21 protein-coding genes and 2 pseudogenes are annotated in these 18,114 nt (G+C 51.9%); 14 read left to right on the top strand and 9 right to left on the bottom strand.

The window, feature by feature from the left end; genetic code table 11:
* The first annotated feature begins 209 nt into the window (after nucleotides 1-209).
* The 3 genes from AABM52_RS14910 (at nucleotide 210) to AABM52_RS14900 (ending at nucleotide 3,411) form a co-directional block, all read left to right on the top strand.
* Entirely contained in the window at nucleotides 210-1,013 is an 804-nt protein-coding gene (locus AABM52_RS14910) for an SDR family oxidoreductase (RefSeq protein ID WP_347912547.1), read from the top strand.
* Between the two features lie 81 nt (nucleotides 1,014-1,094).
* Nucleotides 1,095-2,183, top strand: a complete 1,089-nt coding sequence (locus AABM52_RS14905) for a Gfo/Idh/MocA family oxidoreductase (protein ID WP_347912546.1) — start codon at nucleotides 1,095-1,097, stop codon at nucleotides 2,181-2,183.
* Between the two features lie 196 nt (nucleotides 2,184-2,379).
* Complete coding sequence (locus AABM52_RS14900) at nucleotides 2,380-3,411, top strand: alcohol dehydrogenase catalytic domain-containing protein (protein WP_347912545.1); 1,032 nt, start codon at nucleotides 2,380-2,382, stop codon at nucleotides 3,409-3,411.
* 156 nt (nucleotides 3,412-3,567) lie between these two features.
* Here AABM52_RS14900 and AABM52_RS14895 read toward each other — a convergent pair whose 3' ends face one another.
* A complete protein-coding gene (locus tag AABM52_RS14895) occupies nucleotides 3,568-4,482 on the bottom strand; it encodes a LysR family transcriptional regulator (RefSeq protein WP_218432236.1) in 915 nt (304 codons plus the stop codon).
* Nucleotides 4,483-4,591: 109 nt separating this feature from the next.
* Between AABM52_RS14895 and AABM52_RS14890 the strand changes: the two genes are divergently transcribed.
* The 3 genes from AABM52_RS14890 to AABM52_RS14880 all read left to right on the top strand — a co-directional run bounded on the left by AABM52_RS14890 (nucleotide 4,592) and on the right by AABM52_RS14880 (nucleotide 7,084).
* On the top strand, nucleotides 4,592-5,449 hold the full coding sequence (locus AABM52_RS14890) for a sugar phosphate isomerase/epimerase family protein (protein WP_347912544.1): 858 nt from the start codon (nucleotides 4,592-4,594) through the stop codon (nucleotides 5,447-5,449).
* A 78-nt stretch (nucleotides 5,450-5,527) separates the two neighbouring features.
* Nucleotides 5,528-5,932: a nuclear transport factor 2 family protein gene (locus tag AABM52_RS14885; protein WP_347912543.1), complete on the top strand. Its 405-nt coding sequence runs from the start codon at nucleotides 5,528-5,530 to the stop codon at nucleotides 5,930-5,932.
* 159 nt (nucleotides 5,933-6,091) lie between these two features.
* Nucleotides 6,092-7,084, top strand: coding sequence for an LLM class flavin-dependent oxidoreductase (locus tag AABM52_RS14880; RefSeq protein WP_347912542.1), 993 nt, complete (start codon nucleotides 6,092-6,094; stop codon nucleotides 7,082-7,084).
* 174 nt (nucleotides 7,085-7,258) lie between these two features.
* On the opposite strand, the gene AABM52_RS14875 is transcribed toward AABM52_RS14880, so the two are convergent.
* On the bottom strand, nucleotides 7,259-7,624 hold the full coding sequence (locus tag AABM52_RS14875; protein WP_347912541.1) for a histone-like nucleoid-structuring protein, MvaT/MvaU family: 366 nt from the start codon (nucleotides 7,622-7,624) through the stop codon (nucleotides 7,259-7,261).
* An 80-nt stretch (nucleotides 7,625-7,704) separates the two neighbouring features.
* Complete coding sequence (locus AABM52_RS14870; protein WP_347912540.1) at nucleotides 7,705-8,472, bottom strand: hypothetical protein; 768 nt, start codon at nucleotides 8,470-8,472, stop codon at nucleotides 7,705-7,707.
* Between the two features lie 425 nt (nucleotides 8,473-8,897).
* Between AABM52_RS14870 and AABM52_RS14865 the strand changes: the two genes are divergently transcribed.
* From AABM52_RS14865 to AABM52_RS14855, 3 genes are read left to right on the top strand one after another with little or no spacing between them, the layout of a single operon-like run.
* The gene (locus tag AABM52_RS14865) at nucleotides 8,898-9,656 is read left to right on the top strand and encodes an ABC-three component system protein (RefSeq protein WP_347912539.1); all 759 of its coding nucleotides are present in this window, start codon (nucleotides 8,898-8,900) and stop codon (nucleotides 9,654-9,656) included.
* Complete coding sequence (locus AABM52_RS14860; protein WP_347912538.1) at nucleotides 9,653-9,874, top strand: ABC-three component system middle component 7; 222 nt, start codon at nucleotides 9,653-9,655, stop codon at nucleotides 9,872-9,874. Before AABM52_RS14865 ends, AABM52_RS14860 begins: the two co-directional genes overlap by 4 nt.
* On the top strand, nucleotides 9,868-11,493 hold the full coding sequence (locus AABM52_RS14855) for a DUF2326 domain-containing protein (protein ID WP_347912537.1): 1,626 nt from the start codon (nucleotides 9,868-9,870) through the stop codon (nucleotides 11,491-11,493). Before AABM52_RS14860 ends, AABM52_RS14855 begins: the two co-directional genes overlap by 7 nt.
* A gap of 144 nt (nucleotides 11,494-11,637) precedes the next feature.
* On the opposite strand, the pseudogene AABM52_RS14850 reads toward AABM52_RS14855, so the two are convergent.
* Nucleotides 11,638-11,814 (bottom strand): annotated as a pseudogene (locus AABM52_RS14850) (DUF4113 domain-containing protein); the annotation flags it as partial.
* 257 nt (nucleotides 11,815-12,071) lie between these two features.
* On the opposite strand from AABM52_RS14850, the gene AABM52_RS14845 reads away from it, so the two are divergent.
* The 3 genes and pseudogenes from AABM52_RS14845 to AABM52_RS14835 all read left to right on the top strand — a co-directional run bounded on the left by AABM52_RS14845 (nucleotide 12,072) and on the right by AABM52_RS14835 (nucleotide 14,246).
* Nucleotides 12,072-13,421 carry a hypothetical protein gene (locus AABM52_RS14845; RefSeq protein WP_347912536.1) on the top strand — a complete coding sequence of 450 codons (1,350 nt, stop codon included), beginning with the start codon at nucleotides 12,072-12,074 and terminating at the stop codon, nucleotides 13,419-13,421.
* 214 nt (nucleotides 13,422-13,635) lie between these two features.
* Nucleotides 13,636-13,791, top strand: a pseudogene (locus AABM52_RS14840) (NYN domain-containing protein); the annotation flags it as partial.
* Between the two features lie 281 nt (nucleotides 13,792-14,072).
* Nucleotides 14,073-14,246 carry a type II toxin-antitoxin system CcdA family antitoxin gene (locus AABM52_RS14835; RefSeq protein ID WP_223545296.1) on the top strand — a complete coding sequence of 58 codons (174 nt, stop codon included), beginning with the start codon at nucleotides 14,073-14,075 and terminating at the stop codon, nucleotides 14,244-14,246.
* 376 nt (nucleotides 14,247-14,622) lie between these two features.
* Here AABM52_RS14835 and AABM52_RS14830 read toward each other — a convergent pair whose 3' ends face one another.
* From AABM52_RS14830 to AABM52_RS14820, 3 genes are all read right to left on the bottom strand, one after another.
* Nucleotides 14,623-14,958 (bottom strand): hypothetical protein, encoded by a 336-nt coding sequence (locus AABM52_RS14830; RefSeq protein ID WP_347912535.1) that lies wholly within the window; start codon nucleotides 14,956-14,958, stop codon nucleotides 14,623-14,625.
* Nucleotides 14,959-14,981: 23 nt separating this feature from the next.
* The gene (locus AABM52_RS14825; RefSeq protein ID WP_347912534.1) at nucleotides 14,982-15,710 is read right to left on the bottom strand and encodes a metallophosphoesterase; all 729 of its coding nucleotides are present in this window, start codon (nucleotides 15,708-15,710) and stop codon (nucleotides 14,982-14,984) included.
* A gap of 153 nt (nucleotides 15,711-15,863) precedes the next feature.
* The gene (locus AABM52_RS14820; protein ID WP_347912533.1) at nucleotides 15,864-16,079 is read right to left on the bottom strand and encodes a hypothetical protein; all 216 of its coding nucleotides are present in this window, start codon (nucleotides 16,077-16,079) and stop codon (nucleotides 15,864-15,866) included.
* 215 nt (nucleotides 16,080-16,294) lie between these two features.
* On the opposite strand from AABM52_RS14820, the gene AABM52_RS14815 reads away from it, so the two are divergent.
* Nucleotides 16,295-16,432, top strand: coding sequence for a hypothetical protein (locus AABM52_RS14815; protein ID WP_347912532.1), 138 nt, complete (start codon nucleotides 16,295-16,297; stop codon nucleotides 16,430-16,432).
* A gap of 81 nt (nucleotides 16,433-16,513) precedes the next feature.
* Here AABM52_RS14815 and AABM52_RS14810 read toward each other — a convergent pair whose 3' ends face one another.
* Together AABM52_RS14810 and AABM52_RS14805 are read right to left on the bottom strand one after the other, a co-directional pair.
* Nucleotides 16,514-16,936, bottom strand: a complete 423-nt coding sequence (locus AABM52_RS14810; protein WP_347912531.1) for a hypothetical protein — start codon at nucleotides 16,934-16,936, stop codon at nucleotides 16,514-16,516.
* 36 nt (nucleotides 16,937-16,972) lie between these two features.
* Complete coding sequence (locus AABM52_RS14805; RefSeq protein ID WP_347912530.1) at nucleotides 16,973-17,380, bottom strand: hypothetical protein; 408 nt, start codon at nucleotides 17,378-17,380, stop codon at nucleotides 16,973-16,975.
* A 235-nt stretch (nucleotides 17,381-17,615) separates the two neighbouring features.
* Between AABM52_RS14805 and AABM52_RS14800 the strand changes: the two genes are divergently transcribed.
* Nucleotides 17,616-18,089 carry an XRE family transcriptional regulator gene (locus AABM52_RS14800; protein WP_347912529.1) on the top strand — a complete coding sequence of 158 codons (474 nt, stop codon included), beginning with the start codon at nucleotides 17,616-17,618 and terminating at the stop codon, nucleotides 18,087-18,089.
* Nucleotides 18,090-18,114: the final 25 nt, after the last annotated feature.

Below are 18,114 nucleotides of genomic sequence, written 5' to 3'. Positions count from 1 at the left end.
ACTTGGTGGAGCGATGCCCCACCAGCGCCGCAGTCAAGTTGCAGCATGAAGGGTGTCGACAACCAGAGGTAGTACAGCGCTGCCTTTCTCAGCTTCCGAATACACGCTCTGGATTTCTGTCTTAGAGCTACCGGAGCCTGACTGACGCTTGCACTCCTATCTGGTAAACACGTTGCACTCAATTTCCCGGCTTAAAAAGGTATCCAATTATGAAAACAAACCTTGCTGGCAAAGTCGTTCTGATTACCGGTGCGGCAAAAGGAATCGGCCGCTCAACCGCGCTCGCATTCGCCGCAGAAGGCAGCCATCTGGCCCTGCTGGATTGGGACGCTGACGCTCTCGCAGAGCTGAAAGCAGACACTGAAGCGCTGGGTGTTACGGTATCGGTTGCGAAAGCCGATCTCAGCACCCTGACTGGCGTGAACGAGGGCATCGATCATGTGCTCGCTACCTATGGCGGAAAAGTCGACGTCCTGGTGAACAACGTCGGATCGGGCGCGGTGCGAATGTTCGATGACCTCACCGATGAAGATTGGGAAGCAACCATGCAACTCAACTTCATGAGCTACGTCCGTGCTTGCCGCAAAGTCCTACCAATCATGCGAGCCCAAAAAAGTGGCGTGATCATCAATAACGCATCCGACCTCGCCAGACAGCCAGAGCCCTGCCCACTGGACTATGCCGCCTCGAAAGCAGCTGTCTTGGCGGTCACAAAGGGGCTGGCTCGCAGTGAAGGCCCACACATCCGTGTAAACGCGGTAGCTCCAGGCCCAATCTGGACACCGTTCTGGACAAAGTCAGGCGGCTTTGCCGAAACCATGGGCAAAGTTCATGGCATGGAACCCCAACTGGCCGTCGAGCACGAACTCTCCCTTCGCCAACTCCCGCTCGACCGTCTCGGTACGCCTGAAGAAGTTGCAAACGTCATTGTCTTCATGGCATCCGACCTCGCCTCTTTCGTGACTTCGAGCGTCTGGGGCGTGGATGGCGGCAGCATCCGCTCGGTGATTTGACCTCACCCTCCAAGCTCAACGGAGTGAATCGCCCCACCGGTAGAGGGTGGGGCAGTAATTGCATACAACGAGGAGTCCAAAATGTCACAGAAAGTCACCAGCGAAACCAAGCTAGGCGTAGCGTGTCTAGGCATTACCCACCCCCATACGTCCGGGCGCGTGAAGGCTTTTCAGCGCATGCCCAATGTGCAATTTCTTGGCGCGTATGATGACAGCCCCCTGCTAGAACCGTTCGTGGACGCACTCGGTTTACAAGCGCGCAGCAAAGAGGAAATCCTGAACGATCCGAATGTACACGTCATCTTGGTGCATCCGAAAAGCTATCTGATGGCTGACTGGGCGATCGAAGCACTAGAAGCAGGAAAAGCCGTACTCTGCGAGAAACCAGCAGGGCGCCGCTCAGAAGACACCGCCCGGGTCGTAGAAGCGGTGCAGCGCACCGGCAACCTGTTCCAGGTTGGGTATTGCTGGAGGTTCACACCTTCAGTGGAGAAGATGCAGCAGGTTTTGCAGAGCGGAGAAATAGGCAAGGTTCTCCAGGTGCGTGCTCATGCCGGGTGCTCACATGAAGAGGCCGATACGAATCACATGAAGCAGCCAGGTGACCTTGGTGGCGCTTTTTACGTAATCGGATGCCATACGATTGACCGCATTCTCCTCCACTTTGGCATGCCCAAGTCGGTCAACGCTCGTATCACCAAATTCGAAGGACAGATGAGCGACTCTGCGCGTGAGGACGCCGCCGCAGCAGTGCTCAACTATGACGACAAGATCGTAACGATCGACTTCACATCCTGGGATCCCATGCCATGGACGGAGAGCTGGGATATCACCGCTTATGGCACACATGGCGTGATGCACTCAACGCCCATGCCTGCGTCCTACAAGCTCTACCATGACGGAAAAATCGGACATCCGCAGGGATGGACACACTGGAACGAAACAAGCTTCCCGGAGATATGGGCCGTGCGCAAAACAGTGTATTCGCCCGAGATCGCTGAGATTGGCAATCCGGTGTATTTCGATCGAGAGGCCGCAGCCTTCGTCAACTCTCTGAGAAACGGATTGCCATCGCAAGTCCCCGCCACGCAGGCCCACAACATCAACGTGATCCTCGAAGCACTTTTCGAGTCGGCAGCCCAACACGGACAAGAAGTATTGCTCAGTTAGATCAGCCCCTCACTCCCTGTCGTGCTCGTAACGACTAGGGAGATGCTGGTTATTTTCATTGAGAGCACAACAGTATTTTTCTCTGCTGAGCTCAGCAGGCTCAAGCAAAAAAGTCGCGTGCGCACCCGAGTCTGGTTCGCGCATCCGTAATCTCTCGCTTTGAGGAGTAGAGGCATGCGCGACACATGGAGTAGCTATGTGTAACAAACACAAGATGAAAGCGCTCTTGATGAGTGGCCCTTCTCAACTCAACTTGGGTGAGGTCGACGCGCCGGTAACCAAGCCCGGAGAGATCATCGTCAAAACTGCGTATGTTGGCATTTGCGGCACTGACTCCCATCTGTATTCGGGAAACAGTTTCTATATTGAAAAGGGCTACATTCAATATCCGTTTATCTTCGGACACGAATACACCGGCATAGTGGTTGCAGTTGGCGAAGGCGTCAAACACCCGCAAATTGGTGCCCGCGTGGTCGGCCACAGCATGGTTCCATGCCTAAAATGTGACCGATGTCAGCGAGGAAAACGACAACAATGCCGAAACCTCAAGGAAGTTGGCCAGCGTTTTATGTCCGGAGCTGCTGCTGACTACATCGCAGTCCCGGATTATGCGGTAACAGTCGTTCCCGGTAACGTCTCGTTGAAATCAGCCACCCTTACCGAACCGATGGTCAGCGCATACAGCGCGTGTGCTCGCACTCAGATCAACATGGCTGACAGAGTCGCCGTGATCGGCTCAGGCACCTTGGGCCTTATGAGCCTGCTCGTGGCAAAACAGACCGCCCTCACAGTCGATGTGATTGGTCTTGCTGAGTCAGAACTCCAGTTTGCACTTGAACTGGGGGCAACACATGTTCTGTCCCCGAAAAAAGCTCAGCGTAATAACTACGACGTTGTCATCGAAACCTCCGGCACAGGGTCGGCTATGAGCCTGGCGTGCGACATCGCTGATATGGGCGCTCGGCTCGCGCTTATAGGGCTTGCAAGCGCCCCTTCGAAGAATGTGAACCAGGCAGACATTGCGTTAAAAGATCTGACAATTCATGGCATTTTGCACGGCATTGATTGTTATGGCGAAACGCTCAGCCTTTTTGCCAGAGGGAAAATCGATCCGGAACGGCTAATCGCGCAAATAGCTCCCCCTGAGTCAGCGGTGACGCTGCTCGAACGCATGAATGAGTCAGGCCAAACAGCTCCGAAGTTCCTGATCCAGTTTGCTGGTGAGTAAAGTAGAACTGGATTGTTATCGACGTCGTACGAAAAATCCGTTTGCGTACGTCACTCGATCACCTGGCCGTTAGCTCACTATCCCATTCCGTCGGCTTTCATTGAACGCACGACAAATCCCAACTTCATTGCCCTTCAATTCAATCGACGCGAAACATCAATCCAACGCGCCTCGTTCAGCTCGAACCACCAGTTCGTCCACCACCCGCCGAACCTTGGGCAGCAGGTGACGCGTCTGTGGCCAGACTGCATGAATTTCTACATCTCCAGGGCTGTATTGCTCTAAAACTGGCACCAGACGTCCAGCCTGGAGATGGTCGCGTACCAGAGAGCTGGGCATCTGACAGATGCCGTGACCAGCGACTGTCATGGCAACGATCGCGTCACCGTCACCCACTTCATGGGTACCCGGAGGAATGATCCTCGTGAGTTGTCCAGCATTATCAAGAACACTCCAGCTCAGCCGCTGCCCTTTCCGGTAATTCACGATGCAGCTGTGGTTCTGCAAGTCCTCCAGTGACTCAGGACAGCCGCGCTTTTCAAGATACCGTGGCGCAGCACAAATGATCTGCTTTTGAACCGTTAAACGGCGCGCTACGAGGCCGCTGGAGTCCTTCAGCGTTCCGAATCGAATGCTCAGATCAATGCCCTCTTCAATCAGATCGATCACATGGTCTGTGAAGGTCACTGTCAGCTTGAGCTCGGGATTGGTGTCGATGATGTCCAGCAATACTGGAAGGACAATACTTCGCCCATAGGCTGCAGGAAGATCGATCCTGAGGCGTCCGCTGGGCGTTTGCTGATGGCTGGTCAAGAACGCTTCCGCTGCCAGAATCTCGTCCAAAGCCACTGAGCAGCTAGCAAAGTAAGCCTCGCCATCCACCGTGAGTCCGAGGCTACGAGTGGTGCGGTGGAACAGCTTGCAACCGAGCCGCTCTTCCAATTTCGCGATGCTTTTCCCCACCGCCGATTTAGTGATGCCAAGGCGATCAGCCGCAACGGTAAAACTTCCCGCACGGGCTGCCGCAACAAAAATCATGACACCACTGAGGGCTTGTTCGACCTGTGCCATTGTCCACCTTTAGTCAACTCTATAAGGAGTTTTATGTAGTTTATCACACCGAATCTCTACCTTAATCTGATCCCACGTTGATTCACAACCTAGATACAGAGGATTCGAGATGACTACTCAAAACATTGAACTGTTGGCAGCCTACTGGACAATTGCCGGCGATATTTACCCGATGGGCCCAAGCGAAGTCAGCCCATTTTCCTTCAAGGATCGTATGGAGGCTGCCGCGAACGCAGGCTTCAAAGGTATCGGCCTAGTTCACAATGGGATGATGGATACGGTCGACAAGATCGGCTTCCCGGCCATGAAGCAGATCCTTCAAGACAACGGTATCAAACACGTTGAGCTGGAGTTCCTTGTTGACTGGTACCACAGCGGTGAGCGCCGTCGTCAGTCGGACAAGGTGCGCCAAGAGCTGATTCACGCAGCTAAAGAACTGGGCGCTCGCTCCATCAAGATTGGCCCTGGCATTGGCGAAGACGTCGCAGACATCAAGTTGATGGTCAAAGAGTTCACCTTGCTCTGCCAACAAGCAGCAGAGGTCGGTGTGAACATCGTGCTGGAGATCATGCCTTTCAGTAACGTCCGCACGGTAGAGACCGCCCTGGCCATTGTGGAAGGCGCGAATCAGCCTAACGGCGGAATTCTGTTGGACATCTGGCACCTCAGCCGAGGCGGCGTCGATTTCAGCGAAATAGCCAAAATCCCTGCACGCTTTATCAAGTCGATCGAACTCAACGATGCCCACAAATATGCCGTGGAACCGCTGTGGATGGACACCATTCACAAACGCTGCTTGCCAGGTGAAGGCGTATTCGACTTACCAGCGTTCATCAAAGCAGTCCAGGCGGCGGGTTACCAAGGCCCATGGGGTCTGGAGATTCTTTCCGACGTCGAGCGCAAGCTGCCCCTGGAAACCATGGCCAATCGTGCCTTCCAGGCGACCATCAGCCAGTTCGATATGTAAATCCGAGTCGTGACGCCAGGCTTTCAGCTCTGCGAGAGCTGAAAGCCATTTGCCTTCCCATCATTGGAGTCTGAAACCATGAGCACAGAAAAAACCCTCGAAGCAATCCGTGGTTTGTTCGCAAAAATTTCCGCTGGTCAGACCCCGGAATCGATTTCAGAGAGTTTCAGCCAAGACGTGGATTGGAGCATCCCCGGCGCGCCAGATATCGCCCCTTGGGTTGGAGAGCGTAAAGGTCGTCAGGCGGTAGCCGCGTTTTACCGAGACTTCGGCCAATACCTTCAGCCAATCAGCTTCGATATCACCACGGTGATGGCCGAGCATGAGCGCGGCGTCGCTCTCGGCTCGCTGGAGTGCAAGGTGCTGCGCACCGGTAAGACGATCACAAGTGAGTTTGCGATCGAGTTTGAGGTCATCGACGATCTGATCACTCGCTATCGCTTCTTCGAAGACTCCTACGGCGTTGCAGCGGCGGCCCAATGACTGTCGCCATCGAATTGGTTCGCACTTTTGGATTTTGCACTCGCCGTTCCCAACCACGCCGGGTGCAGCTCTGCTGCGAGCACCCACATGCTGGGACAGGTAGCTGCTCAGGTAGAGCAACTGCAACACTGAAGTAAGCATTCAGACATCGGGAAAACCATGACAGCTCTCTCCATTCTTGACCTCGTACCTATTAACACCGGCAGTACCCTTGCGCAGACCTACGCGAACTCGGTAAAGCTGGCTCAGCATGTCGAGCAATGTGGCTTCCGTAGATATTGGCTGGCCGAACACCACAACATGCCCGGGATAGGTTCCTCGTCGACGACCTTGCTGATGAGCCACTTGGCAGCCCAGACAAAGTCAATTCGGATTGGTTCGGGTGGGATCATGCTTCCCAATCACGCTCCACTCATGGTCGCCGAGCAATTCGGTACCTTGGAGACGCTCTACCCAGGCAGGATTGACCTTGGGGTAGGTCGGGCACCGGGGGCAGACCAAGCTACTATCCGAGCGCTTAGAAGATCATTAGACGCGCACCCGAATCAGTTCCCAAACGACGTTGTAGAGATTCTCAACTACTTCGAAGGAAAAGGTTATCAAGGTGTACAAGCTGTCCCAGGTGCCGGCCAAAATATCCCAGTCTGGATTCTGGGATCGAGCACATACGGCGCCAGCCTTGCAGCGGAGCTCGGCTTACCCTATGCGTTCGCTTCACACTTCGCACCGAGGATGATTGAAGAAGCGCTATCGGTCTACCGCAAAAAATTCAAACCCTCTCGCCATCTTTCCAAACCTTACGTCATGGCAGGGATCAACGTGTTCGCCGCAGACACTCGGGCAGAGGCTGAAATGATCGCGAGCTCCCACCGTAAATGGGTGGCTGGGGTTCACACAGGTCAGCCAACGCTATTACCGGCACCTGAAGAAGGCTTCATGGAACGGATATCGCCGAATTTACGCCGGAGCTTGGAGCAAGAGCTCACATTCACGGCAATAGGCACCTCGGATGACGTCCGTAGCGGCCTTGTGCAGTTCTTAGAATTCACTAAGGCTGACGAGCTCATGATCGACGCCCGGATCTATGATCCACAAGCCCGCTGTCGCTCCTACCAACTTGCAGCAGAGTCCATAGCCGATCTTTTAAGCTAAATCGATGAAGACCTCACGCACGGACAGCTTGAAATATGCGCCGCAGTCGCAGCTGTCATATGCCAGCTAGCAATGGCTCGACTAAGTGACTAATCGCTCCTCCCTCATTCAAAGAGTCCTGCTCAATTACAACAAAGGGCCTCTAATGGGCCCTTGTTTGTACTCAAACCAAAGTCACTTGGTCAGCCAAGACTCGACGGTGTCAGAGCCGTATTTCGCTTTCCATTCCTTCAGGGTTTTGTGATTGCCGCCTTTGGTTTCGACGACTTCGCCTGTGTTCGGATTTTTGTAGATCTTCACTTGGCGTGGTTTACGAGTGCCGGTCTTGGACTCGGCTGCTGGTGCGCGACGACCAGACTTCGGATCAAGCAGGTTGATCACGTCTTTCAGGCTGTAACCGTACTCAGCAAGCAAAGCGCGCAGCTTGGTCTCGAATTCAATTTCTTTCTTCAGGCCAGCGTCACCTTTCAGGGCTTCGAGAGCTTCGAGCTGTTCGGCTAGGTGTTTTTCGAGCTGGCGGAATTCTGCGAGTTTTGACATAGGGACTCCGATGGATAGCTGATGGTGCATTCGAACCAAGTTGATAGCGTTTTGCGAAAACGATACAAGACGTTTTTTTATTACTTTACCGTAGAGCTCACGAGGCTGCTAAAAACATCCGCATAAATGTCTGCATCCGCCAGCGAAAAAAGTAGCATTTCAACCTCATGGATGTGGTTGGAATCACCCCAGAGATCCTGACTCACGTTGCTGACCAACGACAGATAGGTCGAGTAGGTATTGCGCTCCGAGATAAAATGTTTTTTTCGAATTGCTTTTGGATCGCTAGCGCCATGAACCGAAGGCGCCGAACACCGCAACGCTTTGCTTAATAACAGCGTCGAGATATCCAACATTTTCAGACGTGAATTACGCCCTTCGGGCATAGGAAAAATAGGGTACTCGGCGCCGCCTAGATAATTGATGGCATTCAAGGAGTAGGCGACTCGAGCATCATAAATACACGCCCAATCAGGGCAAACGATGGAAGCCCACTTTGACCAACTGCTGATCATTTGAAATGACGGATTGTAGGCCGCCGGAGGAGCCGCACTGCCTTTCACATTGGCGAAAAGACTCAGTGTTTCATCAACCTTAGAGAAGCGGGTGATCCCTCCCCAGACCTTGATGAAATAGGTCGCGACCCGGCCGTGCACGGCATGGCAATCGGTTTCCTTAATCAGTTGACGCAACCCGGATTTCAGCTCCAGTGTTCTCTCGAAGGAGTTGGCGCCTTCGAAGCTTAAACCAAACTCCATTGCTGCTCGGTTGTGGTCAAAGCTCCAGTCATAAAGGGCCGGAAGTGCATCCTTCCAAGGCCGCAGATAATCAGCAACAAGCTTGTCCATTCGATGCTCCATGTCGGTAATCAAGCACGGTATCAAAACAACATCATCTGCGTGAGCATGGACTCGCAAAATTTGAATCACCGAGGGTATAGAGGATCAATGACCATTCTCAGCATGATCGCCGCTTTGATGGTTAGGGATAGAACCGCTTGCTGCTGGAGTCGCTCTGTTGGATATCGTAACCAAACTCACAAGCCAGGATGTACCAGTCGATGACATCATCTGCCTGCATGAAGAGCCGCGAGATCCTTCTCTCGTAAACGTGCCTCGAAGGCCGCCTTTCGCTTAGCCCAAGCCTGCTCGCCAAATAGTATCCATCCTCCTACCGCCCCAGGCTCGCCAGACAGGCACTTCTAGCAACGATCTCATTACGCTATCATCCACTCAAGCTCATTTTTGCTCGCCTCGGTCTCAAGGAACAGAGCATGTCCACGAACAATCGCAAAAGTTTCTCCGGGAACGTCAACATTATGTTGGTAGGTGAGGTTTCGGCCAAATGCCCAAAATGTCGAAAACCGCTGATGTATGAGAAGGCCAAGACATCAAACAAAAAGTACGAGCTTGCGCATATTTATCCTCTGAATCCTAAACCTAAAGAGCTAGAGCTTCTCAAAGATGAGTTCAGACTCCACGAAAACGTGGATCATCCGGACAACCTCATAGCACTTTGCATTCTTTGCCATACTGAATTCGACAACCCGAGAACAGTCGAAGGCTATAGGGAAATGGTCGCGCTCAAGCATTCAATCATGGAACGAAACCGTCAATCAAAGCTGATGGACGACTATGCGATTGAGAATGAAATCGCAAAAATCATCGATGCCTTGGAACACGTCTCCGATGCGGATATTGAGCTTAGCCTTGAGCCAAAAGAATTAAGCTCAAAAATCAACGACACCATGACTCGGCTGACCAGAAACCGTATAAAGGAAAATGTTAGCAATTACTTTTCCTTCGTTCGGAGGAAATTACAGCTCGTCGAGGCGGAGTCGCCCGACTCATCCACCATGATTTCCCTTCAGGTCAAGACGTACTATCTGCTTCAGAAAAAGCAAACCCAGAACCAACAAGTAATATTCAAAAATATAGTTGAATGGATACGCCACCGATCAGGATCTGAGTCGAGCGAAGCCTCGGAAATCATCGCTTCCTTCTTCATCCAAAATTGCGAGATCTTCGAATGATCACGCCGAATAAATTCATACCGTTTGCAGAATCCTCTCTAGGCCATGCGGAAAAAGTTCACGCCGCTGTACAGGAGCCTATCCCGCTTGGGGAGCTGTACAAAAAAACCTCTTCAACCATTGGCTCGATTGAACTTTTCCTCTATGCCATTGAAGTTTTGCACCTGAGCAATGTTCTTCAGGTAAACCTTACGACAGGGATTGTTTCCAGATGCTGATCTACATCGAGTGCGAGTGGTTCACCGAGAAACGCATTACTTTCAAAGAGAAGCTCAATATTGTCGTAGGAGATCGCGTCAATTCCAACTCGATCGGCAAATCGACCCTTCTCAAAATTATCGACTTCATCTATGGAGGAGATACGCTTATAACGCACGGCAAAGACGTGCCTGAAGCATTGGGACATCATAGCTACATCTTCAAGCTGCGTCTGGATAAAGAGTACATCTTTGAAAGAAATACTGGCACCCCGACTCTGCTGCATGTTCATGGAGCCGATGGCTCTAGAAGAGAGATGAGTACCTCTGAGTATCTGGCATTCCTGCAGCTTCATTACACCAACGAAATCGAAGATCTGAGCTTTAGATCCGTCGTGTCCTTGGTAACGCGCGTTTGGGGACGAGACAACCTGGATGTCAGGAGGCCGCTTCATAACTTCACTCAGGAGAGCGGATCTCAGTGTATCGAGTGGCTGATCAAGGTCTTTAAGCAGTTCGGCCCGCTGGAAGACCTGTCGATCCGTCAGTCCAAACTGCTTACTGAGCAAAAATCACTTAACGCCGCTGCAAAACAGAGCATCATCCCGAAGATTACCAAAACCAAATATAATAAGAATCAGGAAGACATCGCGAACCACGAGATTCGCCTAGATAATATTAGAAATGAGATCTCCAGCCTGGCTGTGTCGATCAACGAATTGATTGATGAAGCTGTACTGGAACAGAAAACACAAAAAAACCAACTGCTCGAAATTAAGATGTCCCTCGCAAGCGAGCATGAGCGGGTCAAGGCCAATTTTGAGAACAACAAGAATATTTCCAAGCGAAGCTTCCAGCCCTTGCTTGAAATTATTCCCTCCCTCAATCTAGAAAAGCTGGATACCATCGAGTCATTCCACAACGGCCTGACTCGCATTCTTCGAAAAGAGATCAAAGCTAAAGAACAAGAGCTAACCGAACAATTAAGCTTGATCGATATTCAGATTGCCGAATGCAATGCAGCAATCGCAAAAGCCTTGAAGAACTCTGGCAACCCAGCGTTCATCGTAGACTCAGTAATCGACATTTCCTTGGAGCTATCCAAACTTTCCAAGGAGAATGAACTGTACGATAAATTTGCCGAATTAACGAAAGACGCCAGAGAACTCAAAGCCAAACTCAAAGAAATCAAACTTGGCATACTGCGAAAAATAGAAGACAGCTTAAACACAGACATTGCGACCTTAGTTAACTTCATTTACGGCGAAATGCGAGCCTCACCAAAACTTGAGCTCAAACCAGAAAAGTATAGCTATGAAATACCCAAAGATACGGGCACGGGCAAAGCCTATTCAAACCTCATATTGCTAGATACGTCGCTACTTAGGCACACGACCATTCCATTCTTGGTTCATGACTCTATTCTATTCAAAAATGTCGAGAACAAAGCGATTGAGAACGTCCTGCACGTGTATCAATCTTTGACCCAGCAAAGCTTCATTTCGCTTGATGGTGAGATCGTAGAGTCTAAACCAGCAAAGTTACTTATTGAATCATGTGCCGTAGTGTATTTAAACGCCGAGAAACTTCTTTATACGAAGGATTGGCGTGCCCAGGAAAACAAGGTGCAAGCAGAGTAGTTCTGAAACATCCTACTACAATAATAATGGTAGTAGCCCTACGCCCCTACCATTCGTATCTTCTAGGAACGGAATGCGCTGGTCAGGGAGACTTATAGTGATATGGGCACCATGTGCTGTCATGACACAAGCCCACGCTGGGAGCTATCGGCAATAAACCGTCCAGAGCTGATCGACACGTGTGGTGTAGCTCTGGCTTATCATCTCCCGGCGCATCCCCCAATCAGGATTGGTTGGCACGCTAGCCAAGCGCAGTGTTCCCCTACCCCATCGCTCATTGATGGAATCCAACACACCCATGACTTTCTCAATTGCGACCGATGGATTCTTTGGGAGCAAATCCTGAAGGTTGCCCACGAAGCCGTGAGGCCGTGAGGCCGTGAGCGCTGTATCAAGTCCGATTTCGGTGTGCCACCGGCAGAAAAGCAGTCGCTTCTTCGCGTAAGCGCCTACTGAACCATATACATAAGCCCGAGGGGGTAAGCACTTCGGAACGGACTCAAAAACAGCTCCAATTGACCGACATATGGCCATCACCTAGTCTGAAGTACTAGGTTTAGTGCCTTTCAAGGATGAACATGATCAATTTCAAATGCGATGAGTGCGGCAAGCCAATTCAGGTCTCGAAAGAGATGGCCGGCATGCAAGGCAAATGTCCGCATTGCGCATCGCCATTGATAGTGCCGACCCCAATGTTTTTCGAAATCGACGAGACGGATGCCCCTGAGGAGAAGCCGATCTCCCGGGCTGATGGCGTGGCGAAGATCAATATTCCGGTGCAACCGGCTGGCCCTAAACCTATGCCATTGGCTGATAAGGCCAAGTCGTTCATTGGCACATTGCTCTACTGGATCTTCGGTCTACTTTTCGCTGGTTGGACGCTTACGGTCATCTTCCAGGCTCCGGTGGCTGCCATTCCACTCATGATCGCGACCATTTTGTTGCTGCCACCGTTATGTAACATGCTCATGGCGAAGTTTCAGTTTGATCTCCAGCCCTCTGTTCGTGTGATCGGCGCCGTTGTGCTTGGGGTCGCAGGGATGCTCCTGTTCTCCAATCACGTGAGGAATGAAATCACCGCAGAAAGTAAGGCGGCGGAGACGGCAGCGGCTCAAAAGAAGGTCGAGCAGAAGAAGGTGGATACGGACTATTTGGTTGCAAACAAGCCAGCCATCACTACCCAGTTTCAGCAGTTACTGGATGCGAAGAAAATCGTTGAAGCTAGGAATCTGCTGCAAAAATACAAGGGTCTGGGTGATGCCGACGTGGACGCCATGTTCGCTAAAGTCGATGCAAAGGTTAAGGACATCGCCAGAGACGAGCAGACCGCCTCTCTAAAAGCCAAGCTCGCGCAACTGGGAAAGGATGACTACGCCGGCCAGGAGACGATCTATAAGGCCCTGCTGGCGCTATACCCAGGCAACAAGGAGTACACGGATAAACTCGCGGCAGCTTCTTATGAGGTCAAGAAGGCTCAGGGGTTTCAGCAACGCAAGATGAGTGGCGAGGCTTGGACATACGAGAACGTGCAAGATTCGATGACCCAAAAGACAATCAACATAGCGCTCCTGGGCTCGACAAATAGACTTTCGTTTGGCTTTCCCTATCGTGGAACGCAACAGGCCCAGCTTCAGCTGCGCAAACACCCACGATGGGGGCAGGACGTCATCCTGCAAATCCAAAAGGGGCAATTTCTGTGCAACAGTTACGACGGTTGTAGTGTGTCCGTTCGGTTCGGGAACGGCAAACCGAAGAAATTTTCAGCTGGAGAGCCCAACGACAACAGCAGCACGTCCATTTTCATCCGGGGTTACAGCAACTTCGTAAGCGAGTTGCGCAAGGTAGACAAGGTTTACATCGAGGCCAGCTTCTATCAGGAAGGCAATCGCACGCTGGAGTTCGCGGTCGATGGCCTGGACTGGAAGTAAGGTTAAGAGCTGTAGATGCTTACGCCTTTCAATGACTCGCGACACCTTGGATTACTGCGAGGATTACAGGTTACCCGAGGGACGAGTTGGAACACTTTAAATCTGGCAGCTACGGCGCTAATCCGGGCCCTTAGTGGGTGGGAATACGAGCGACCGAAGCCAAGATTAGCCCCTCGTTTACAGGTAGGTGACGGCTTTCACTCAAGGATGAACCATGGCCACGCATACATCCAATAACGCTCAGAAGCGCCTCGCAGTGTTGATCGACGCCGACAATGCCCCAGCAGCAATCGTCGAAGGCCTGTTTGAAGAAATTGCTAAGTACGGCGTCGCCAGCGTCAAGCGCATCTACGGCGACTGGACTGGCCCCCATCCCGACTCAGAATTTTAAACTGATGCGTCGTGCGCGAGCTGCTTCCATCGGCTCAGGCCCATATGCGCCTAAGGACACTCCCCCTTCGGAAAGCTGCTGCCCTTGTCACGCAGTAGCTTAACCAAGAGGTGATGCAGGACGAGGATGCGTGGTAGTCATCATGTTTTCGTGCTTGACGAGTACAAACCAGAGCCCAAAATCTAACGCCGGGGGTTAGCAGTTTGCGGCAACACGGCTTCCGGTATCTTGTTCATAGCGATTCAGAAGAGGCGATGGCCATGCACCAACAGGAAGACATTATCCTCTCTGCGATGATGGAGCGGAATCGAGCGGAGGCGCTGCGTACGGAGCGGCAAGAGCAATGGCTGGCAGAGAACAGGGAGGAATTAGACGCCTACAACCAACACGTTGAAGCCCTTGGAGTGTTCAGCGACAATGTGCGGAGCTTTTGAAGCAATCGCTTCACTAGCGGATCTCACTCACATCATCGAGGGCATGACTGCATCAAGTCAGTGGATGATATCGACCAGGGGCAAGGCACCGTTTTGGTACCACCAGTGGCAGATCACGTACCTACTACCATTACGTGTCTCGCAAACCCGATATCCCTTGAGCTCGAACACCCTTTCGATCCTGGAAGTGCGGATTCTCCCGCCGTCTACAAATCGACCCCGCGTTTCTGAAAAAACGACTCCAGTCATGCACGGAGACTGAGTTTCGGCACAGCAAAGGTACCCGGTGATCGGAACACCGAAATTAATTTTCTGTGCCTCTAGCACACTCTTTGGGAATCCCAACTCTCAACCCTCTTGGCATTCGATATCGACGTCAGTGAACTCGATCAAACCGGTCTAACGCGCCATTCTCATAAAGCCAGTGGGCTACGACATACATACCGCCATCGACTGTAATCACGACTTCATAGCCAGCACGCTTGTGCCGATTAGCGATGGGTTGCGTATGGATTGGCAACCCTTCCGGGAAGCCCCTAGCGTGATCACAAAACAGAAGCCCAGTCATCCGTGGAGGACGCTCCAATGCGCATAACAAATAGCCAACGACGCCTGGATCAGCGATAGCTGCACGTGCTTGCTCTATGATCTTCGGCAGCTTGAAAAACCTAAAGTCAGACAGCTCTGCGCCGTAAGTTTTGATCCAGTGCATCTGGTCTATCCCCCGTTCAGCAATCAGATTTCTATGGTCAAATCGGGAATAAATCCGGTTTCTTCCCCTGGATAACCACGGGGATTCGAAATGATCCGGCATTCGCCTAACTCAATATCCACTGCTCGATGCGTGTGACCGAAAATCCAAACATCCGCTAATGGCAGAAGCGAATGCCAGCGGTTGAAATACGCTGCACTGAGATGGCCATCATGTTTTTCACCGCCGACTTCGGGGACGGGACAATGATGCGTAACGACGACGGTTGTTCCGTTGAATGGCTTGCTGAGCTCGCGCTTCAAGAAGTCGAAAGCGACGCGATTTCGCTCAATCACATCTGCTGGGCGCAGCCGGCGGAAACTCTCTTTCGCCCTGATCAACTTGAAATCATTCATAAACGCTGCACACGTCATCGACGCTGCAAGTTTGTCGCCTGTAGATGTGAAATCAGTCCACCCCGTTGTGACCAAAAACCGTATTTCGCTGTGAATCCACACCTGGTTTTCCAGGACATGGACGTGGGGTGCGGCGGCATCTCGCATTTTGCGCAGGGTGTGATCGATGTGGCCGCCGTAAAATTCATGGTTTCCACAGACATAAACAACCTCACATGTGAAGGTTTCATTTGCCCATTCCACGCCACGACACTTGGTGTGTATGTCACCCGCCAAGATCACCACGTCTGCGACGTTCGGAGGCGGTACGAAATCAGAAAACTCGAGGTGTAGATCTGAGAGCACGTGAATCTTCATTTGTGAGTCCTTAGGCTTTTTGCGAGGTGCGACAGAAAACATGTAAGCCCGCGGCACGTGATCAAGATGCGCCGCTACGATTAAATCGCCCCTTCGCGTAAGCGCCTAGCTTCACCGGATCTCCCACAAGCAGCGAACAATGGGCTGGGCTAATCAGTGCTTCGTAGGTTCACCAGCACCCCATGTCGGTGGGTGCTCAACAATATCGATCGTCATCGACAGCTCAAATTGCATACGATGGAAAACAGAATCGAGGTTCGGATGAGATCCTGATTCGCGTAGCGTTGTTACTAGCTGAAGCAGCTCTTTGCCACGAGCCAGGGACATTTGCACATTGCAATACACGGTATCGTCGTCTTCTTGAGCCATAGCAAATCCAGCTTTTCATGCTGCATGAGCCTGACCTGAGCTCACTGAACAGTTGGTGGCAAAGGAGACCCATTCATACCCGCCAGTAAGCCTCGGAAGCTTGGCCGTCCATCCAAGCGCTTGAATGACGCGATCACGTATCTGGCATCCAACGTTGTAAGCACCCAGAACCGCCCTTCCTTCTTAACAAAACGTATGGAGGAGGTACGCAAAAAATGCCCGTCATCAAAACGCCCGAATTGACCGATTTCCCTGTGACCGTAAACGACTCCGACCGCCATGCTGCCGAAGACGAAAACGTCGCTCAAGTAAGCCGTGATGGGAAGTTCGTAATGGTGCTGGCACGCACGTAGGATTCTGCGCAAATGGAAATCCGTCAGGCGTCTGGAATGAAACTCGATCTCTGTATTTCCTGACATTGTTCCAGCCCCGATTCAGTAGATTTTTTTTACTTCAACTAAGGAGTCGATACGAAACAGAGGATCATGAACGTCTGTGTACACTTCTCCGCTAGCCACTTCCAAAAGGCACACAGGGATCCCGTGCTTATCCTGACCTAGCGATAATCCGGTTAACTCTTCCATGCTCCATGTGTTGGTTTTGTTCATCCACTTTGGGATTACTGCCTGCACTTGTGTCAACTCGAAATCAGGCCCACGCTTCTTGAGGATGTCTACAAACGCGGCTTCATCACCCGCCATCAAAACTAAAGAGGTCATTCGGCCTTCATTGCGGATTTTCACATCCACGTGATACCAGTGAGTCCGGATCAATCGAGAAATTTTGACCCAATGGGCATGGCCTTCGCCGAACATACCCACGATCCCTGCCCTATCAATTAAATCTGTGCCAAACATCTAAACCATCCGCTTCCATTGGTGAGCCATTACTCACTAGAAAAAAGAAAGAACTGAATTGAGGCTCGCTGACTTTTCGTGACCCGGGCCGCACAACACGTAGACAGTGTTCCTCGTTTCAAAGAGGAATCCCTCCTCAAACGAAGTCGCAAAAGTGCTGCGCATCCAGTCCCCGACATCAAAACGACGCTGGCTGTCGAAGCGCACATTGTGAGCAAACAAAACTAGAGGTAGCTGCCCTGCTGCGTGGATTTTGTTGAGCTCATCTTCGCTGACGTCGACTTTGAAAATTGTCCAAGCTTCAACCAGGCAATACGGTTTGCGCGGATAGAGTGCCTGCACTAGCCCCATCACAATTTCATCTGAATCCACGACTCCTTGGCGAGGTACGCCAGGGTCGCCATCAAGTAACTCCTCAGAACCTTCGTTTTTATCTGCGCTCAATCTCAAATCTCCGTAAATGCATCTGCTGGCTTCGTCGAGTGATGGCCCGAAGGTGATCTTGAACTGGGGGGGCCACCACGGGTGTCGCGGGCTCAACGCTCATAGCGGGGTCTGCCCTACTGCCTTCAAACCACTGCTTGCGGCCCACCGGGGCGCCGCCGAAACGGATAATACACTATATTGACGTTTATTCGTAAACCTCAGTTATGGCTATATCCTGACTTTTGAGAAAGTCATGGAACTGAGAACCGCATTTGCAGCTGTGCTTCGGGCGCTCCGCCTCATTCGGCGCGCCAGGTACGCTGACGTCTCGGATGCGACCCACCGACGCAAAGTCAGTGCGCTTGAGAACGCGCAGACCAGCATCACCGTCGAGCAATTTGACGAGCTCGCGCAATCCCTTGGTCTCGATCCCATCGCAATGCTTACTCTGTGCATTGCCCATCGCCAGGGTGAGCAACCACTCACCGTAATTGGTCGTGCATTAATCGACGTGGCGGCCTTCGAAGCTGAAGGGGGCATGAAGGTGCTCAGCGACCAGTTCGATGCTGACGGTAACCTCATAAAACGAGGACGCGGTAAACCGCTAAACGCAGATAATGAGAGAGCGGTACTGGCACTCAAAGCGGAAGGTGCGACGCAGCAAGAGGCAGCGACCCAGTTGGGGCTGGCGTTGACGTCGGTGAGGGAGTATTGGAGGAAGTCGTAGAAGTTTCAGGGAGGGCAATCGCGGT

It is taken from the genome of Pseudomonas grandcourensis (genome assembly GCF_039909015.1).
Taxonomy (GTDB): domain Bacteria; phylum Pseudomonadota; class Gammaproteobacteria; order Pseudomonadales; family Pseudomonadaceae; genus Aquipseudomonas; species Aquipseudomonas grandcourensis.
The sequence above is the reverse complement of the archived record's forward strand: the minus strand, read 5'-3'. Positions and strand labels throughout refer to the sequence as shown.

Bases quoted from the DNA above. Each gene is read 5' to 3' on its own strand.
- AABM52_RS14895 (WP_218432236.1), bottom strand. From the start codon at position 4,482: ATGGCACAGGTCGAACAAGCCCTCAGTGGTGTCATGATTTTTGTTGCG.
- AABM52_RS14855 (WP_347912537.1), top strand. From the start codon at position 9,868: ATGCTGATCTACATCGAGTGCGAGTGGTTCACCGAGAAACGCATTACT.
- AABM52_RS14880 (WP_347912542.1), top strand. From the start codon at position 6,092: ATGACAGCTCTCTCCATTCTTGACCTCGTACCTATTAACACCGGCAGT.
- AABM52_RS14810 (WP_347912531.1), bottom strand. From the start codon at position 16,936: ATGTTTGGCACAGATTTAATTGATAGGGCAGGGATCGTGGGTATGTTC.
- AABM52_RS14910 (WP_347912547.1), top strand. From the start codon at position 210: ATGAAAACAAACCTTGCTGGCAAAGTCGTTCTGATTACCGGTGCGGCA.
- AABM52_RS14800 (WP_347912529.1), top strand. From the start codon at position 17,616: ATGGAACTGAGAACCGCATTTGCAGCTGTGCTTCGGGCGCTCCGCCTC.
- AABM52_RS14905 (WP_347912546.1), top strand. From the start codon at position 1,095: ATGTCACAGAAAGTCACCAGCGAAACCAAGCTAGGCGTAGCGTGTCTA.
- AABM52_RS14820 (WP_347912533.1), bottom strand. From the start codon at position 16,079: ATGGCTCAAGAAGACGACGATACCGTGTATTGCAATGTGCAAATGTCC.
- AABM52_RS14870 (WP_347912540.1), bottom strand. From the start codon at position 8,472: ATGGACAAGCTTGTTGCTGATTATCTGCGGCCTTGGAAGGATGCACTT.
- AABM52_RS14845 (WP_347912536.1), top strand. From the start codon at position 12,072: ATGATCAATTTCAAATGCGATGAGTGCGGCAAGCCAATTCAGGTCTCG.
- AABM52_RS14865 (WP_347912539.1), top strand. From the start codon at position 8,898: ATGTCCACGAACAATCGCAAAAGTTTCTCCGGGAACGTCAACATTATG.
- AABM52_RS14890 (WP_347912544.1), top strand. From the start codon at position 4,592: ATGACTACTCAAAACATTGAACTGTTGGCAGCCTACTGGACAATTGCC.
- AABM52_RS14835 (WP_223545296.1), top strand. From the start codon at position 14,073: ATGCACCAACAGGAAGACATTATCCTCTCTGCGATGATGGAGCGGAAT.
- AABM52_RS14900 (WP_347912545.1), top strand. From the start codon at position 2,380: ATGTGTAACAAACACAAGATGAAAGCGCTCTTGATGAGTGGCCCTTCT.
- AABM52_RS14860 (WP_347912538.1), top strand. From the start codon at position 9,653: ATGATCACGCCGAATAAATTCATACCGTTTGCAGAATCCTCTCTAGGC.
- AABM52_RS14875 (WP_347912541.1), bottom strand. From the start codon at position 7,624: ATGTCAAAACTCGCAGAATTCCGCCAGCTCGAAAAACACCTAGCCGAA.
- AABM52_RS14815 (WP_347912532.1), top strand. From the start codon at position 16,295: ATGCCCGTCATCAAAACGCCCGAATTGACCGATTTCCCTGTGACCGTA.
- AABM52_RS14830 (WP_347912535.1), bottom strand. From the start codon at position 14,958: ATGCACTGGATCAAAACTTACGGCGCAGAGCTGTCTGACTTTAGGTTT.
- AABM52_RS14885 (WP_347912543.1), top strand. From the start codon at position 5,528: ATGAGCACAGAAAAAACCCTCGAAGCAATCCGTGGTTTGTTCGCAAAA.
- AABM52_RS14825 (WP_347912534.1), bottom strand. From the start codon at position 15,710: ATGAAGATTCACGTGCTCTCAGATCTACACCTCGAGTTTTCTGATTTC.